Here is an 18,384-nt window from a genome sequence, read left to right as displayed (position 1 = left end):
GTCAATATATGCCTGCTCAGTTTTATCAGGTATGTAAAGGTTCAATAAAAGCTAATCCAACTGACCTGGTTCATAGTCATATAAATACGGTAACAGGTATATATTCACGAGCTTGCGGTTTATCAGATTAAAAAGAAAACATTGATGATTGATAGCTAAATGATGAAAGTGAGCAATTGAATACTTGTTCTCTCGTTAACTGACTAAGTTGGAAGTTATAATTATATAACTATCGCTTAGTCAGTTTTTTTATTTCTATGAACAAAGTAAAATTATTCTTGTTTAAAAAACATGAAGAATATTAGTTATCTACTTTACTTATTAGTAATTGTTGCTGTTTTAACCAATTGTTCGGAAAAAAGAAACAGTGGAAATATTAATGTAGCTGTACTCCTCACCGAAGGTTTTCATGGGGAAGAGACATATATTCCAATAGGCTATCTTATTAATAAAGGGATTAATGTTACTGTTATTGGTCCGAAAAAAGGAACAGTTCAGTCTTGGGACAAAGTGTATAGCATTGAAATAGAAAAAGCTTTGGGTGATATCTCAATTGATGACTTTGATATGTTAATTATACCAGGAGGTAGTTCACCGGCAAAAATGAGAGAGATACCTGAAGTTGTGGATTTCACAATTAATTTCTACAATACTGGTAAAACGGTGGCCTCGATATGTCATGGACCTCAGTTGCTTGCAGCAACCGGAATACTTAATGGTGTGAATGCAACTGGTGTAAGTGATATTCAGGAAGAGCTGGAAGCAGCCGGGGCCTTTTATATAAACGAAGCAGTTGTAGTGGATAATAATCTTATTACCTCAAGAGATCCTGATGACATACCATCATTTATTGTTGCAGTAGCAGATGCTGTAATCAACCAAAAATGACCAACAATGTAAATTTAATGCCAATCATTAGCTGTAATCAATTTAAATGAGTCTTTTTTTAAGGAATAAATTGATTATTTTTGCAGCAGGTGCTTTATTTGATTTAAGCTGAATTATATGAGGAATATATCTATACCAACCATTTTCTTCTTTTTAACTACAGTTATACTAGGTTTTGCTCTTCTTATCAATAACAATAAGAGGGCAGATTATCCTGGATATAGCAGCTCCACAATTATGAACCGAATTACTCATATACAAGAGTTGGCACTGGTTAAACATAATTACACGGGAGTAATTAGCTACAAAGACTATATGAAGTTCCTCAATATCAATATTCCACTAACAGATAAGTATTTTCTTTTAAAGTATAATGGATACCTAAAAGCGGGTGTAGATTTCAGTCGTGTAAAGATTGATGTTCAAAATGATTCTACTATACATGTATCAATACCGAAGCCTAAGATTTTAGACACTGTTATTGATGAGAAGTCAGTTGAGGTATTCAATGAAAGTGAGAATGCTTTTAATCCCATAAAAATTTCTGATTATAATGAAGCGCTTACAAGAGAAAAGAATAACATGATAAAAGATGCTATCGATCAGGGAATTTTGTCAGATGCTACAGAGCAGGCAAAAATTGCGCTGAGAACAATGCTTGAAGAAATGGGATTTTCTCAAATATATATTACTGAAGAATTAATCATACCACAAATACATTAATATGAGGTTTACTTTCCGTTTATATTTCTACTGGGTATCAATATTTCTAATATTTTATGCCGGAGTATTGGGCTTAATGTCGCTTTTCTGGGGACTAAACATGAATTTTTGGCAAATTTTATTAGTCTTCGCAATTGTTGGTATGCTACCTCCTGCTATTTTGACAGCTTACTTTTATAAACGTTTGAATTACATGGAGTCGGATAATATTGATCCACCACAATTTACTGGTCAAAGAGAAGCTACTTATAAATATAATGGTCGTACTAAATACCCTTTTGATGAAATATTACAACGAATCGACAGACAATGGATTATCTCTTATTCAGACAGGAAAAACTGTGTTTTAAAATTTAGAACTGATGCAAGAATGAGATCCTGGGGGTTTGGCGGTTATATTAAGATGGATGAAAATGAAAATCTTTTGGTCATCATATACCCAATGTTCCCAAAATATAAGAGAGAGAGGATTATGGTAGACCAGTTATTCCTTATCATGAAAAATGTTCTTGGTGTCTAAATCAATTTATTGAAGTGGGTTGTATCCCTCACAATATTGTATCACTACTTCATTTACAAATTTCAGGAAATCATTGTGTTGCTCCTTACTTATCATTTCAGGATAGCTTAAGATTAGCAACTCCTGTTTTTGACCTTCAATTCTATATGGTAAATGAACAAACCTGTATGGAGTTAGTGTATAGCCAGCGCGCTCGTAAAACTGTAACCTCCTAACAGAAAGTTCATTGTTCAGAGGATCAATCTCAAGAATAATAGTATGTTCTGAATCACGTAAATGTCGAAGAAGCTGAGAACCATAGCCATGGCCACGAAATTCCGGATTAACCGCCAGATGTTCAAGATAACGATACGACTCCCATTCCCAGAAGAACATTATACCAATAAGTTGTTGGCCTTCCCATGCTGATAATGGAAAAAAACGCTCATCCTCAAATGCTCGTAGATGATCATTCTTTTTTCTACGTTCTGCATCAGGAAAGCTTTTTTCATACAACTCCCATACTTTGTCCCATCGCTCTTTATCGTCGATCTCAATCCTTAAGTAATCCATTATTCTATTTAAAAGGTTTTACAACAAAGTTAGTAAAATCCATAAAAAGATAAAAAGAAAATTTGTCTCTTCTTTTTTACTCTTAAATATCACAGGTACCGTCAATTGAACAGGATTTACCTTTTATAACTTCAGTCTCAGCAACTTTATTGGTGCGATTTTTCCATGCTTTATACGATTTGTACAAAACATCAAGAAACAACTGAACAGGTTCTGAACCTACAATAGCCTGTCTTCTGTCCATCAGAAATGTTGGAACAGTATCAAATCCAAGATTAGCTGCTTCCTGCATATCCTGTTTTATTTCATATTTATAATCATCACTATCAAGCATCTCAATTATCTCATTTTTGCTTAATCCAGCCTCTGCTCCTATTGTTAAAAGCAGATTTCTGTCGCTGTAATCCTTTGCTTCTTCGAAATATGCTTTAGATAATTTATTCAGAACAATAGAATCAACTCCTTTTTTTGATGCTAATTTTATAAGTCGGTGTGCATCACGAGTATTTGCTGCTATTGCATTTTCCAGATTAAAAACAACACCTGCTTCATCTGAAAGTTTTCTTAATGAGTTGTACATACTTTTAATTCCTTCCGCAGGATAACCTGCTTGATAAATTAAATATTCCTCAACAGGTATTCCATTACCATTATCCGGCAGACTGGTGTCAAGTTGAAAAGCTTTCCATTCTAGTTCTACTTCATCTGCATGTTCAAACTGTTTTAATGCTTTCTCATAATGTATTTTACCAATATAGCAGTATGGACACATAATATCAGTCCAAACTTCAATTTTCATTTTATTTGATTCCATTTCAATTTCTTTTTATACAATCACTTTAAACAAGCCGAACCTGATTTTGTTTAAAGTTATTATGGTCTTATATGAAACATTATAACTAGAAATAAAAATAATTTAATCGTCCTAAATACAAACAAAAAAAGAAGAATATTTGTTATAATAATATCATTGGTTTTGCATTATATAAACTTATCAATTTTCCCAAATAGTGCATAATCTTTACTACAGATAAAGGACACTCGTGGTCCACTTTATGAAGAAACTTTAATTAAGGTGATAAAAAATGATAAACCATAACTAATTATATGCCTATGTAAATAAATATTTGATTCTCTGCAGGAAGAGGGTAATTTTTTATAGCTGAAAAATTATCATGTGTATAGTAACTTTTAATATACTAATTAAAAAAACATTAAATGAATAAATCCATATTTTTGACCGTTATGCTTGTAATGACTCAAATGCTATTTAATATAAGCATTAGTTTTGCAGACAGTAATGTTAATAATAAGCTGTCTTCAAACTCGGGAGTCTTAGCAATTGATGAAACTGTAACAGCAATCAATCAACAAAGTAAGCTGATATCAGGAAGGGTACTTGATGAGCATGGTATTGCTGTAATTGGTGCAAATATAATTGAGAATGGAACAACAAATGGAACTGTTACTGATGTTGATGGTAATTTTCAGTTAGAGGTTGCAGATGGCGCTGTAATAACAATTTCATATATTGGATATTTAGATAAACAGGTAAATACAGCTGGAATAAGTACATTTAACATAGTTCTGATAGAAGACACACAAACATTGGATGAACTTGTTGTTGTGGGTTATGGAACTATGAGAAAGTCAGATGTAACAGGATCTATTTCAACAGCAAAGGGTAGTGATATCATAAAAAACCAATCATTTAATGCACTAGAAGGACTAAAAGGTAAGGCTGCCGGTGTAAACATTTTCTCAAATACAGGTCAGCCAGGTGGCGAGATGAGAGTAATTATCAGAGGTATCTCTACTATTAATGCATCAGCCAGTCCTCTTTACGTTGTAGATGGTGTTGTAATGTCCAATTTCCAGTTCTTAAACCCTAATGATATCGAGTCTATTGAAGTATTGAAGGATGCTTCTTCTGCCGCTATCTATGGTGCTCGTGGAGCAAATGGAGTGATTCTTGTTACCACTAAAAGAGGCGGAAACACTGGCAGTCGTGCGCGTGTATCATACGATGGTTCATTGTCAATAAGTGAAATGGCAAGATACATGGATGTAATGGATGCCAATGAATGGATGAGTACATTTAAGCAGGGACTGGAAAATGCAAATGCATGGCAAAACAGAAACTTTACTACAGATCTTTCGCAAATATTTACTGATGAACGAATTTTTAATTCTGATGGGACTCCAAAGTATGATACAAATTGGCAGAAAGAAGCCTCAAGGACTTCATTGTCTCAAAATCATCAGGTAAGTATACAACGCGGAGATGGCGATCATTCTGTGGGTGCATTTATTAATTATACTGATCAGCAAGGTATATTACATAACACTTATTTTAAAAGAATAAATGCAAAATTGGCATATGATGACAAACCTACTTCATGGTTATCAACCGGAGTTAATCTGCTCGTAAATCACTCATGGGGTAATAGAACATCAGATAACCCATATGGTCAGGGTGCACTACGTACTATGATAGAGTTATTACCGTTTTTGCCTGTTATGCTGGATGGTCAGTATGCACAAACAAATAGTTTCAGGACTGATGCTATTTTACGTGATCAGAATAATCCTTCAGGTGGAATGCAGGGATTCAGCCCCGAGGGTGTTGGTAACCCTGTAGAGCTGTTAAAGCGTATGGAAGCAAAACAATATAGAACCCAGATTTTTGGTAATGCGGCTCTTACATTCCATTTAGCAGAAGGATTGGATTTGAAAACACAGTTTGGTGTTGACTATCAGAACAATCGAAATGCAAACTATACTCCATTTACGCCACGACCACTTATTAATCAAAGTTCAACCGGTAGAGCGGAAGGGAATAACTCTAATACGCTATATTGGCAGGAAGAAACTTATCTGACTTACAACAGACTTATTGGAAGTCATTCTGTTAATGCAATGGGTGGAGTATCTTGGCAGGAAAGAACTTATACATACTTTAGTGCAGTTGGGAGTAACTTTTCAGACGATTTTTATGGGTACTACAATTTAGGTAAAGGATCTGACAGACCTTCTGTAGGAAATGACCACGATAAATGGTCAATGAATTCATTTTTTGCCAGATTAGCATATTCATACGATAATAAGTATTTAGCGACGGTTACAAGCAGATGGGATGGATCATCAAAATTTGGTGCAAACAATAAGTATTCATGGTTCCCATCAATTGGTCTGGGATGGCTGATGACAAATGAAGATTTCTTATCAGGAAATGCTGTAATAAGTCGCTTGAAACCACATACATCATTTGGTGTAACCGGGAACTCTGAAATTGGAACTTATGCTTCACTTGCTACAATAGGACAGTCAACTACAATTATAGGTGAGTCTCTCCAAACAGTATCATATACTCAACGTATGCCTAATCCTGACTTGAAATGGGAGAAGACAAATCAGTGGGACATTGGTGTGGATCTGGGACTTTTTAATGATAGATTAAATATTGAAGCTTCATATTACTATAAGTATACTACCGACCTCCTTTTAAGTCGTCCTATACCAAGATCAACTGGTTTTTCTTCGATTACCAGTAATATTGGAGAGGTTTCAAACAGAGGGTTCGACCTTTTAGTAAATGCATACCCTGTTGAAACGAGTGATTTCAGTTGGAATAGTATGCTTAACTTAAGTTTCAATAAGAATAGAGTAGAGAAGCTTGATGAGAGTTCATCAGTAGACCAGGTAACAGGAAAACGTCAGATACTACTTGATGGATTTGTTGGTTATGATATGCTTATTCGTGAAGGTGAAGAGTTATCTTCATTCTATGGTTACAGACGTGTAGGTATCTACGATGGGGTAGAGGCTAACTGGGATAGAGAAACAATGAATGTACCTTCAACTATAGGTGAAAAAGTAACATATAAAGAAAGAGAAATTCTTGGCAATGGTTTACCTGATTGGATGGGCTCCTTTATTAATACATTCAATTATAAAGGATTCGATCTGACTGTAGATCTTCAGTTCTCCTGGGGAGCTGATATTATGCAAGAATTTTTCCACTCTTCTGAGGGACGATTCTTAACAAGTGGAATAGATCGTTTATGGCAGGAAGCATGGCATCCAACAAAAAACCCAAATGGTACTGCACAAGCAATTCGTCTTGCTAACTTCGGTATGGGTAATAATGCCAACGCTGATGATACTTGGGTGGCTGATGGATCATATTTACGAGGCAATTTAATTCAGTTAGGATATACATTCACGCCAGACATATTGCAACGTATAGGTTTATACTCACTTAGATTGTATGGAAACATAAACAATGCTTTCTTAATCACTTCTTCTGATTATTTAGGTTATGATCCTGAAAATTCATCTCGATTAGGTGATAATAAATGGGGAACAAACCGTCAGTTCTTTACATATCCACGTCCAAGAACATACACAATGGGTATTAATGTAACATTTTAATTGATAGTCAGTAATTACAAAAAACAGTAATCATATGAAATTACATAAAATATATAAATACTTACTTTGCATGCTCTCATTAACAATTGTGATGAGTTCATGTGAAGGGTTTCTGGAAGAAAGTCCATTGGACGAGAAAACAACAGGTCAGTTTTGGAAAACTGAGTCAGATGCCATTACCGGTGTAAATGCTCTCTATTTTGGAGGTGTTCCTTACCTTCATAATATTGATGTAGATGGCGGATGGACACCCAAGGCTACTATGTGGGGTGGTGTAATGTCAGGTCTTTTCATTGATAAACGTAAAGATAGAACTTTTACAAATGCCTCAGAGGGAGGAAACTTTAATATTGAATCTTTTGATGCTACTTCTCAGAAAATGTGGTCAGAATTCTATATTGGTATTTCTCGTGCAAACTTTGTAATTGAAAATATACCTACAATGACAGATGTTTTATCTGCTGAACAGATAGCTAACTTCGTTGCTCAAGGTAAATTCTTTCGCGCTTATGCATATTTCTATCTGGTAAAAGAATATGGTGATGTTCCTTATATCGATAAACCATATACTTCTCTTGAAGGAATTTATGTTGAGCGAACACCCGCAGCACAAGTATATGCAAATATAGAGTCAGACCTTCTTGACATAATTGGAGGTAATTCATTGCCTAATATATCCTTTTATGCAAATAAAGGTTATGTTACCCGCCCAATGGCGCAGACTCTGCTGGCAAATGTATATTTACAATGGGCAGGAGCTCCTGTAAATGGTGGGAATGAGTACTATTCAAAGGCTGCTGCTATGGCTATGAACGTAATAAATGGAGGTCAGCATGCACTTGAACAGCCAAATGGGAGCAGTACAGATTTGTCATCAGCATATAATGTAATAAAAACCAGTAAGTCTTCAAACGAAATAATATATGCTAAAGAATACAACCAAACTAGTTTTAATGTTGGTAACTCTTATGCAGTTCGTTCAATAGGTACCGATGCATTTCAATGGAAGAATGCTGATGGTGCCAATGTATTTAAACCTGGTGGTGATGTTTTATATAATGCTTATCTGCCATCTGATTTACTTTTGAACAGTTATCATTCCGATGATATACGTAACATGGAGAAACAGTTCTTTTTCAGAGAATACACAGACGACACTGGCGTAAGTCACACCTTAAATAATGTAGGAAACTGGGCTTGGTTTGATGCAGGTTCATTAATAAACGGACGAAATGGTGATTATAATATGCCTATATTCCGTTATGCAGAGGTATTACTCATAGCAGCAGAGGGACTTGCACGTACAGGAAATGAATCAGAAGCAAGAGGTTACCTTAATCAGGTAAGAACTCGTGCCGGCTTACCAAACGAAACTGCAAGTGGTGATGCTTTAATTCAGGCTATTCTGACAGAGCGTTTTCATGAATTCCCACTCGAGTTTAAAATTTGGGATGATATTCGTCGCACACGCTTATATCCAGAAGCAGATGGAGTAGGTTCCGGCAGATTGAAATGGACACCACTGGCAAATGCTCTTATTCAGAATAAACCGGAAGGTCAGGCAGTTGTTGGGAAAATACCTGAGTATGCACTTCTTTGGCCTATTCCTCTAAGTGAAATGCAGGCTAACCCAGCTTTAGCAGGTAATCAAAATCCCGGATGGAATTGATTAGAAATACACCGGATTTTTAACATCTAAAAAATAACCCCAAAAGCAATTATTAATGCTTTTGGGGTTTATTTCAAAATTCAAATGAATACAGTATTCTTTATTCCAGAACCTTTTCAGCTTTATTCATTATTATCTGCTGTTTTTCTTCATCAAAATCAATGATAACAGTATCTCCTTCTTTCATACCTGTACTAATGATTTTTTCTGCCAACTCATCTTCTATATACTTCTGGATAGCTCTTTTCAGAGGTCTTGCACCAAATTGTATATCATATCCCTTATTAGCAATAAATTCTTTAGCAGTTTCAGTAAGATTTATCTTGAATCCAAGATCTCCGATACGTTTATAAAGTCCTTCCAATTCCAGGTCAATAATCTTATATATAGACTCTTTACTTAGTTGATCAAACATTACAATATCATCCACCCTGTTTAAAAACTCTGGGGCGAAAGCTTTATTAAGAGCTTTCTGGATAACACTGCGTGAGAATTCAGCATCACTTACATCACTATATGTGGTGAAACCTACTCCTCGTCCGAAATCCTTCAGCTGACGTGTGCCAATATTAGACGTCATAATCAGAATAGTGTTTCTGAAGTCTATTTTACGACCCAGGCTATCTGTTACATGACCTTCATCCATAATCTGAAGCAAGAGATTAAATACATCGGGGTGAGCCTTTTCAACCTCGTCCAGCAGTACTACAGAGTATGGTCTGCGACGTACTTTCTCAGTCAGCTGACCACCTTCCTCATATCCAACATATCCCGGAGGAGCTCCTACAAGCCTGGAAACATTAAATTTTTCCATATACTCACTCATATCAATTCGGATGAGATTCTCAGATGAATCAAAGAGAAACTGTGCAAGTTTTTTTGCCAAGTGAGTTTTACCAACACCGGTTGGTCCAAGAAACATAAAAGTACCAATAGGTTTATTTGGATCTTTAAGACCAACCCTATTACGCTGTATAGCTCTTACAACCTTGTCTACGGCTTCGTCTTGACCTATTACTTTACTCTTTAAGACATCCTTCATTTGAAGCAATCTATGTCCCTCTGCCTCAGCAATTCGTTGTACAGGTACACCTGAAATCATAGCTACCACTTCTGCTATTTTTTCCTCATCTACAATTTCCGGCTTCTCTTTAATCTCTTTCTGCCAACGTTCCTCTTCTGCCTCAAGAGCCAGAAGTAACTGACGTTGTTTATCCCTGAAACTAGCTGCCAGTTCATATTTTTGAGCTTTAACTGCATCAGTTTTTTGTTGTTCAACCTCTTTAAGCTCCTCTTCCAGTCGCTCTATTGTCTCAGGTATAACAATATTTGAAATATGAACTCTTGCCCCGGCTTCATCTAATGCATCAATAGCTTTATCAGGGAATGTACGATCCGTAACATAACGCTCAGTGAGTTTCACGCAAGCTTTTAATGCCTCATCTGTGTATCTCACATTATGATGATCTTCATATCTTTCCTTAATATTTCTCAATATCTGCAATGTTTCCTCCGTTGTAGTAGGGTCTACTATAACCTTCTGGAAACGACGTTCCAGAGCACCATCCTTTTCAATGTTTTTCCTATATTCATCCAAAGTTGTAGCTCCAATACACTGTATTTCACCTCTGGCAAGTGCAGGTTTCAGCATATTGGCTGCATCCAGAGATCCTGCTGCACCTCCCGCACCAACGATTGTGTGAATTTCATCAATAAACAGAATGATGTTCGGGTTTTTGGAAAGTTCATTCAGTATAGCTTTAATACGCTCTTCGAATTGTCCTCGATATTTTGTGCCTGCCACTATCGAAGCCATATCTAGAGCTATTACCCTCTTATCGAATAGTGCACGTGAAACCTTCTTCTGTGTGATTCTGAGAGCTAATCCATCTACTATTGCAGATTTACCTACTCCCGGGTCACCAATAAGTACAGGATTGTTTTTCTTACGCCTGCTGAGTATCTGAGCAATTCGCTCTATCTCTTTCTCGCGACCAACAACAGGGTCAAGTCTGTTTTCTATGGCAGCGCGTGTAATATCAGTTCCAAAGTTATCAAGTACAGGTGTGTCAGATGAGCTGTTTTTTGTTTGAGAAGTGCCCTGTGCACCACCAGGATTGAACGATTTGTCGTTCATATCCTCATCATCATCATCCGTGAAATTTGGTCCTGATACTGGAGAATCAGCTTCATCTAAATCCTCCTCACTTCTGTTTTCAAGAATACTTTTAATATACATAAATGCACTAGAGTAATCCAGTTGAAACTGTTTAAGAATATCATATATCAAAGTATTTTTCTCCTTTAAAAGTGCAAGTAATATATGTTCTGTATCTGTTTCAATGCTTTTAGTAAGACGTGCCTCGAGAATACTCATTTTTAAAGCCTTCTCGGTATTTTTATTTATTACAAGCTCGCTAGTTCCATCATATGGCTCCTGAATAGAACGAACATGTGAATCTATATAATCTTTTAAGACGTGGAGATCTATATCAAAATCCTGAAGTACTTGTATAGCTAACCCATCTCCATCACGAAGTATACCAAGCATTAAATGCTCTGGCCCTATGTAATTGTTCTGGAGACGACCGGCTTCTTCACGACTATATGCCATAATGTCTCTAACGCGCTGTGAAAAGTTATTATCCATTGTTTTAATCCTTCTTTATTCTCTGTTACGATTACAAATATAAACTTTTATTTTTAATCGTATATTTTTAAAATATCTGTTTCACTCTTTACTATTCAGCTTAAAAGCAAAAACGATGCCAAATATATTTTGTCCTTTTTATAATACTATTTATACATTAGACATTTTAACATGCAGTTTTGTTTATTGAAGGAATTGATTTTCACTAAATTTAATTTCTTTGAGAGATAATAAAATTACTATAATAAGAGTTATAGCTTCTTGCGTTTTAATACTATCCATATAATCATCGGGGCACCAAACATAGCAGAAACTGCATTAATAGGGAGGGTCCTGTTAGAAACTGGCAATTGTGAAACAATATCGCAAACCAACATTAAAATACTTCCCAGAAGTATAGTTGCAGGAAGTACTGTTTTATGATTGACTGTTCGGAAAAATGCACGTGCAAAATGGGGAATTACCACTCCTACAAATGCTATCGGACCAGTAAAAGCTGTTACTGTACCAGTGATAATTGCAGAAATCGAAATAATTAAAATACGTGCTCTTTTGGTATTAAGTCCAGTACTCACTGCATAATTCTCACCAAGAAGCAGACTGTTTAGTGCTTTTTGTAGAAGTAGTGCTGAGGTTATTCCTGCTAAAACCAGAATAGAAAGAATAGGCATTTTATCCCATGTAACGTCACCTAAATTTCCAAAAGTCCATGTTACAAACACTTTTAGAGAATCCGGATCAGCAAAACTTTGCAATATAGTAACCAGAGCACTTGCAACATACCCAAAAATCATTCCAAGTACCAGAATAGTGATAGAGTCTTTTATCCTTGCGGATACACCCAATATTAAAATTAAAACTAGTGAAGCACCTGTTACAGCAGCAATAATCTGACCCATTCCACCTAATGAATAAATAATTGGGTGCAACACCGTACCGCTTAATAATGTAAGCAGAGCAACACCTAGTCCGGCACCTGCACTAACACCCAGTACATCCGGTCCTGCAAGTGGATTACGAAATAGAGTCTGCATTAGCAAACCGGCTACTGATAGAGCAGAACCGGAAATAATAGCAGTCAGCGCTTTAGGCAGTCTGTAATTCAGTATAATTTCATCAATTATAACATTTCCTGATCCACCAAAAAGCGCAGCCCATACCTCCTTAAAAGATATAGTTGCATTTCCTGTAAAAATATCACAGATGAAAGTTACACCTAACAGGATTATTAATAGTGCAAATATTGTTGAGTTCTTCTTCAAATTATCTTAATAACTTATTTGTAATCAGTTTAATGGTCTTATATAGGTGAATGAATAGTTATGCAGCTTTTCAGGATATGCAGCTTTTACTATATCCGATAAAATAAGGTCGGGATGAGCAATTGAACTTTCAAAATAATCATTTCCTCCTGTTTTTGTTGTACGGTTATGATTATTGAATATCTGCTTTTCTTTATATGGCTTTAAAAGCATGTATTTTGAGTCCTTGGCAGCTAGATCGGAATACCTATCTGCTTCACAGCCAAACCAGATATCACTTTCTCCAAATTGGGTAAGAACAGATTCAATATCCAGACCAATGCTGCCACTCATGTTATTGTTTTCATAAATGTACTTTAATCCTGCATCTCTAAAGAGCGCAGCATTAAAGCTATCTCCACCCGGTACATACCAGGTTCCCTGAAAAATGTCACCCGTCATGACTTTTTTTCTCGTGTCGGGTTCATAAGCTATTTCTCTAACTGCCAAATACCTTTCCTCAATATTATTGAATAATGTGTCTGCCAAAGCCCCCTTTTCAAAAAATGCGGCGATCATTTTTATCCATTCGGCACGTGCAAGCGGATTGTTCTCCATCCACTCCAATGAGTAGATGATTGGGAGACCAGCCTGAGTGAGTCTTAAGCTGTAATTGTCTAATTGTGCATAAGCTGAGTTTATTACAGCTTGTGGACTAAGTGCTATAGTTTTTTCAATATTAGGATTGAATGGATCACCTAAATCAATAATTTGACCTTCACTGATTTTATTCAGTATTTCAGGATTATAGATTCTTGATCCGTCGGTTACTCCAGTCACTTTATCCAATTCACCCAACAGAGATAAAAATTCAAAGTATGAAAAAGTATTTACTGAAATAGAAGTGAGAGGAACTTTAACTTTTATACCTTCTTCAGGAATTTCAATTGAGTCTGTCTTAACCAAATAGTATGCCCTGTAGATCTCTCTGTTTTCTTGCCATGGATTGTTGATTATTACTCTTGTATACTCTTCGTAATAATCAATTTTGAAACCCTGTGCATAACGAATATCTTCCGAGAATAGGTATTTGCCCTTCTCAATTGATGTATTCTTTTGATAATTACCTGTATTGCATCCATTGAATATGATAACCAAACAGACATAAAAAATTGAAAAGCAGGTGCTATTATTCACTTTGAACTTCATTTTTCTTTTGTTTCTTTTTTGTCTTTGCAGGATTATAGCCTGGTATTTTCATTTTTTTAGCCTTCAATCGTGTCGTTACCCTCGCTTCTGCTTTAGAGCCTGGGACATATTCATGACGATACATATTAAAAAACAGTATAAATAGAGAAAGAAGCAGTGGCCCGAATATTACACCCCAAAAACCAAAAATCGGGATACCAATAAGTACCCCAAAAACGGTAATCAATGGATGTATATCAGCCAGCTTTTTCTGCAAAAGGAATCTCGCAACATTATCTACACCCCCAATGATAAAAAGACCATAAATAATAAGTCCTACACCATTAACTAAATCACCACCAATCAAAAGCCCAATACCTAAAGGAACCCATATTATCATTGTTCCAACAAGTGGAAGTATAGTTGCGAATGCAGTTAAAATAGCGTAAAGAAGTGCACTGTTTACTCCAAACAACAGATATCCCATGTAAGCAAATAAGCCCTGCAGAATAGCCATAAGCGGTATACCGATAGCATTTGCCTGAATAATAAGCTTAGTCTCATCAATTAATATCTCTTTATTCTCATCCTTAAAAGGGAGTATCTCGGTAATAGCTTTTTCAAATTCTTCATTACTATAAAGCATGTAGTACAAAACAAACAATATAACCACAACGTTTATAATGAATGAATATATGCTGTTGCCAAGTATTTGAAGAATATTAGTTCCCGCTCTGGGAAGTGCCGATAGGTTTTCAGGTGTAAATATGTTGAATCCAAGTTTTGCCTCCAGGGAGTTTATAAAATCATTTATCTGACCCAGTATTACTTCAGGGTCTATAGTAATACTGGAGAATGTATCTATAACAAGGAATGCTATTCCTGTAAGTGGTATCAGGATGAAAATTAGAACAATAAGTACTATAAGAATTGCACTCAAGCCCTTTTTAAAGTTTAGTTTCTGAATAAGATACCTGTGTTGATCAACTACTAATATATAAAGAGTTGCGGCACCTAGAAAACCACTCATGTACGGGCGTGTATATCTGAAAATTATCAAACCTAATAGAATTATAAGTCCTATTAGTATATTCCTGTATTTCTGGCTATTTTTTACTAACTCTACTGACATATTAAAAGAGAAATTACTTTTTTAGATAATACTACAAAAAATCTTCCGGCTTTGCAAAGCCTCCCTCTATAAGTGCAGCCTTTGCATTTTCGTAATCAGACGATTTTACCTGCATATCAATATCTCCAAGTGTATATGCCAGTCTGTTTGAAACAAGATTTTTAAAATAAACTTCAATACCTCTCATTTCCATATAAGTTTGAACCATGGTCACATCAGCCGGAAAAGTGAAAGTTTTAACTGTAACAAATTTCTCTTCCATAGTCATTAATTTTAATTCAGTCTCATATATTAATTCTGTCGTCCAAAAGAGTATAAAATCAGTCCAATGAAATTATTACGTAAAAATAGGTTTTTTTTTAGAGATACCAGTTAATTGTAAACATTTCATTCATTTTTATGTTTACCTGTTTGTCTAAAAATAGAGGTGGCAATTATGATATGTCAGTGCTCTACTGAAATTTTGTCAGATTAAACACTTTTTTCTTTATAAGAAATTTTTGGCACAGAATTAGCAGTATGGTTGTATCGATTAGATAACTTAAATTAATAATATTAACAACAAATTTTAGTAGTATGAACATTAAACCATTAGCAGACAGAGTGCTGGTAAAGCCGGCAGCTGCAGAAGAAAAAACAGTTAGCGGAATTATTATCCCTGATACAGCTAAAGAAAAGCCATTAAGAGGTGAAGTAATTGCTGTAGGAAAAGGCACAAAAGATGAAGAAATGGTAGTTAAAGAAGGCGACAATGTGCTTTATGGAAAGTATGCAGGCACAGAAATCGAAATTGAAGGAGTAAAGCATTTAATTATGCGTCAGTCTGACATTCTAGCTATACTTTCATAAACACATAAACAAAAAGTTGAAATACCAGGCAATACATGCTTCATTTATATAGTATTTCAACATGTAGATAAACTTATCAAAAAACATAAAACAATTAATTAAAATAATATGGCTAAAGAGATTAAATTCAACATCGAAGCTCGCGACCTGCTTAAAAAAGGTGTAGACGAACTGGCGGATGCAGTAAAAATTACATTAGGACCAAAAGGTCGCAATGTTATTATTGATAAAAAATATGGTGCACCTCACATCACAAAGGATGGTGTTACTGTTGCAAAAGAGATTGAATTAGAAGATTCATTCAAGAACATGGGAGCACAGCTAGTAAAAGAGGTTGCTTCTAAAACTAATGATGATGCCGGTGACGGAACAACAACTGCAACTGTATTAGCGCAATCAATTATAAGTGTAGGCTTAAAAAATGTTACTGCCGGTGCAAATCCAATGGATCTGAAACGCGGTATTGATAAAGCCGTAGCTTCTATTGTAGGAAATCTGAAAAATCAAGCATTAGAAGTTGGTGGTGACCTGAAAAAGATTGAAAACGTTGCTAAAATTTCAGCAAATGGTGATGAAAGCATAGGTAAACTTATTGCTGAAGCAATGCAGAAAGTAAGCAAAGAAGGTGTGATAACAGTTGAAGAGTCTAAAGGTACTGACACATATGTAGATGTAGTTGAAGGTATGCAATTCGACCGTGGTTATATCTCACCATATTTCGTAACAGACACAGAATCAATGAAGGTTGAATTCGAGAATCCTCTTATTTTAATTCATGATAAAAAAATCTCAGCAATTAAAGATCTTCTGCCAATTCTTGAAAAAGGAATTCAGACAGGTAAACCAATGCTTATCATTGCGGAAGATATAGATTCTGAAGCTTTAACAACATTAGTTGTAAACCGTCTACGCGGATCACTTAAAATTGCTGCTGTCAAAGCTCCTGGATTTGGTGATCGCAGAAAAGAGATGCTCGAAGATATTGCAACACTTACAGGTGGAGTAGTAATTTCTGAAGAAAAAGGTCTGACACTTGAAAATGCTACTCTGGATATGTGTGGTAGCGCTGAAAAAATATCAATCGACAAAGATACTACTACAATTGTAAACGGACTTGGTGATAAGGAAGCAATTCAGAGCCGTATCGGACAGATCCGTGCTCAGATTGAAAAAACTACTTCAGACTACGATCGCGAAAAGCTACAAGAGAGACTGGCTAAGCTTTCAGGTGGAGTTGCCGTTCTTTATGTTGGTGCAAACTCTGAAGTTGAGATGAAAGAGAAGAAAGATCGTGTTCAGGATGCCTTGTCTGCTACACGCGCAGCAGTTGAAGAAGGTACTGTTCCGGGTGGTGGTATTGCATATATTCGTGCAGTTGATTCAATCGAAGATCTGAAAGGTGAAAACGATGATGAAACAACTGGTATTGAAATTGTAAAACGTGCAGTTGAAGAACCACTTCGTCAAATAGTAGCCAATGCTGGTAAAGAAGGTGCAGTTGTAGTTCAGAAAGTACGTGAAGGAAAAGGTAACTTTGGATACAATGCAGCTACTGACAAGTATGAAGATCTTTATGAAGCAGGAGTTATTGATCCAACAAAGGTTACTCGTGTAGCACTAGAAAATGCAGCTTCTATTGCAGGTATGTTCCTGACAACAGAGTGTGTTATAACTGATAAGAAAGAAGAGAATCCACTTCCTCAAATGCCTGCAGGCGGAGGAATGGGCGGTATGATGTAGTCAATACATTATAGAAAAAATAGATAACTGGTTTTAGCGTATAGCTTCGATGAGAATTCGTAAGTTATACGCTATTTCTTTTATAAAAAAGAAGTTATAAAGGGTGAAAACTTGCATTTTGATTATAATGTAATTCTTTTGCTGAAAATTTGATAAACATTTAATAATCAATACAATCTAACTGCTTTACCATTGGTATCATTTCGTAACATTTTCTTAATTACATTCTTAAATTTTATACTTAATTTTGTCCATGATTTAATTCAATCTAACAACTCTAATTTTATTAAAAAATTCATTTTATGATTAAAAAGTTGAGATTTATAGCAGTAGCACTATTTATAACAATTGCTACTGTGATGCAAGCTCAGGTAACAACATCCAGTATGAGTGGACGTGTTACAGATGTTGATGGAGCAGTGATTGGAGCAACAGTGGTTGCAACACATGAACCATCAGGTACAACCTACGGTACTGTGACAAACTTGGAAGGACGATACAACCTTAATGGTATGCGTGTTGGAGGTCCTTATACAGTTGAAATAACCTATATTGGTTATGGAGATAATGTAGCAGAGGGTATTACACTCAGCCTTGGTGAAAACTACTCTCATAATGTTGTGATGCAAGAGGAAACAGTAGCTTTGGGAGAAGTAGTCGTAACTGCTTTACGAACAAAATTTTCGTCTGAAAAAACGGGTGCATCAACAAACATTAATAATGAACAGATGTCAAGAATGCCCAGCGTAAACAGAAGTATTACTGACATTACAAGATTATCTCCTTACGCTTCAGGTA

The 18,384-nt window shown here is 35.6% G+C and carries 15 protein-coding genes; 8 read left to right on the top strand and 7 right to left on the bottom strand.

Translation table 11 applies throughout. From position 1 onward, the window contains the following. Positions 1 to 291 precede the first annotated feature (291 nt). The 3 genes from PHO43_RS08770 to PHO43_RS08760 all read left to right on the top strand — a co-directional run bounded on the left by PHO43_RS08770 (position 292) and on the right by PHO43_RS08760 (position 2,131). Complete coding sequence (locus tag PHO43_RS08770) at positions 292 to 888, top strand: DJ-1/PfpI family protein (protein WP_288011960.1); 597 nt, start codon at positions 292 to 294, stop codon at positions 886 to 888. A gap of 117 nt (positions 889 to 1,005) precedes the next feature. Then, a complete protein-coding gene (locus PHO43_RS08765; protein ID WP_288011958.1) occupies positions 1,006 to 1,611 on the top strand; it encodes a DUF4230 domain-containing protein in 606 nt (201 codons plus the stop codon). Position 1,612: 1 nt separating this feature from the next. Further along, positions 1,613 to 2,131 carry a hypothetical protein gene (locus tag PHO43_RS08760; protein ID WP_045089881.1) on the top strand — a complete coding sequence of 173 codons (519 nt, stop codon included), beginning with the start codon at positions 1,613 to 1,615 and terminating at the stop codon, positions 2,129 to 2,131. A 6-nt stretch (positions 2,132 to 2,137) separates the two neighbouring features. Here the strand turns inward: PHO43_RS08760 and PHO43_RS08755 are convergent, their stop codons facing one another. Both PHO43_RS08755 and PHO43_RS08750 read right to left on the bottom strand, forming a co-directional pair. Continuing rightward, positions 2,138 to 2,683 carry a GNAT family N-acetyltransferase gene (locus PHO43_RS08755; protein ID WP_288011956.1) on the bottom strand — a complete coding sequence of 182 codons (546 nt, stop codon included), beginning with the start codon at positions 2,681 to 2,683 and terminating at the stop codon, positions 2,138 to 2,140. An 82-nt stretch (positions 2,684 to 2,765) separates the two neighbouring features. Beyond that, on the bottom strand, positions 2,766 to 3,497 hold the full coding sequence (locus PHO43_RS08750) for a DsbA family oxidoreductase (RefSeq protein WP_052673171.1): 732 nt from the start codon (positions 3,495 to 3,497) through the stop codon (positions 2,766 to 2,768). A gap of 404 nt (positions 3,498 to 3,901) precedes the next feature. On the opposite strand from PHO43_RS08750, the gene PHO43_RS08745 reads away from it, so the two are divergent. After that, positions 3,902 to 7,117, top strand: a complete 3,216-nt coding sequence (locus PHO43_RS08745; RefSeq protein ID WP_045089879.1) for a SusC/RagA family TonB-linked outer membrane protein — start codon at positions 3,902 to 3,904, stop codon at positions 7,115 to 7,117. A gap of 34 nt (positions 7,118 to 7,151) precedes the next feature. Next, entirely contained in the window at positions 7,152 to 8,786 is a 1,635-nt protein-coding gene (locus PHO43_RS08740; RefSeq protein WP_045089878.1) for a RagB/SusD family nutrient uptake outer membrane protein, read from the top strand. A gap of 100 nt (positions 8,787 to 8,886) precedes the next feature. Here the strand turns inward: PHO43_RS08740 and PHO43_RS08735 are convergent, their stop codons facing one another. The 5 genes from PHO43_RS08735 to PHO43_RS08715 all read right to left on the bottom strand — a co-directional run bounded on the left by PHO43_RS08735 (position 8,887) and on the right by PHO43_RS08715 (position 15,259). After that, complete coding sequence (locus tag PHO43_RS08735) at positions 8,887 to 11,436, bottom strand: ATP-dependent Clp protease ATP-binding subunit (protein ID WP_053826128.1); 2,550 nt, start codon at positions 11,434 to 11,436, stop codon at positions 8,887 to 8,889. A gap of 251 nt (positions 11,437 to 11,687) precedes the next feature. Beyond that, positions 11,688 to 12,698 (bottom strand): FecCD family ABC transporter permease, encoded by a 1,011-nt coding sequence (locus tag PHO43_RS08730; protein WP_045089876.1) that lies wholly within the window; start codon positions 12,696 to 12,698, stop codon positions 11,688 to 11,690. A 24-nt stretch (positions 12,699 to 12,722) separates the two neighbouring features. Further along, the gene (locus PHO43_RS08725) at positions 12,723 to 13,886 is read right to left on the bottom strand and encodes an ABC transporter substrate-binding protein (RefSeq protein WP_288011953.1); all 1,164 of its coding nucleotides are present in this window, start codon (positions 13,884 to 13,886) and stop codon (positions 12,723 to 12,725) included. Next, a complete protein-coding gene (locus PHO43_RS08720) occupies positions 13,867 to 14,997 on the bottom strand; it encodes an AI-2E family transporter (RefSeq protein WP_288011951.1) in 1,131 nt (376 codons plus the stop codon). Before PHO43_RS08720 ends, PHO43_RS08725 begins: the two co-directional genes overlap by 20 nt. Before the next feature lie 31 nt (positions 14,998 to 15,028). Continuing rightward, the gene (locus PHO43_RS08715; RefSeq protein ID WP_045089873.1) at positions 15,029 to 15,259 is read right to left on the bottom strand and encodes a putative signal transducing protein; all 231 of its coding nucleotides are present in this window, start codon (positions 15,257 to 15,259) and stop codon (positions 15,029 to 15,031) included. 314 nt (positions 15,260 to 15,573) lie between these two features. On the opposite strand from PHO43_RS08715, the gene PHO43_RS08710 reads away from it, so the two are divergent. The 3 genes from PHO43_RS08710 to PHO43_RS08700 all read left to right on the top strand — a co-directional run. Next, on the top strand, positions 15,574 to 15,846 hold the full coding sequence (locus tag PHO43_RS08710) for a co-chaperone GroES (RefSeq protein ID WP_045089872.1): 273 nt from the start codon (positions 15,574 to 15,576) through the stop codon (positions 15,844 to 15,846). Positions 15,847 to 15,954: 108 nt separating this feature from the next. Then, positions 15,955 to 17,586: a chaperonin GroEL gene (groL, locus tag PHO43_RS08705; RefSeq protein ID WP_045089871.1), complete on the top strand. Its 1,632-nt coding sequence runs from the start codon at positions 15,955 to 15,957 to the stop codon at positions 17,584 to 17,586. 302 nt (positions 17,587 to 17,888) lie between these two features. Continuing rightward, positions 17,889 to 18,384: carboxypeptidase-like regulatory domain-containing protein (locus PHO43_RS08700; RefSeq protein WP_288011948.1), on the top strand; the 496-nt coding region annotated here is incomplete at its 3' end.

It is taken from the genome of Lascolabacillus sp. (assembly GCF_028696275.1).
Classification (GTDB): Bacteria; Bacteroidota; Bacteroidia; order Bacteroidales; family Dysgonomonadaceae; genus Proteiniphilum; species Proteiniphilum massiliensis.
This window is presented reverse-complemented; position numbering and strand designations above follow the sequence as displayed.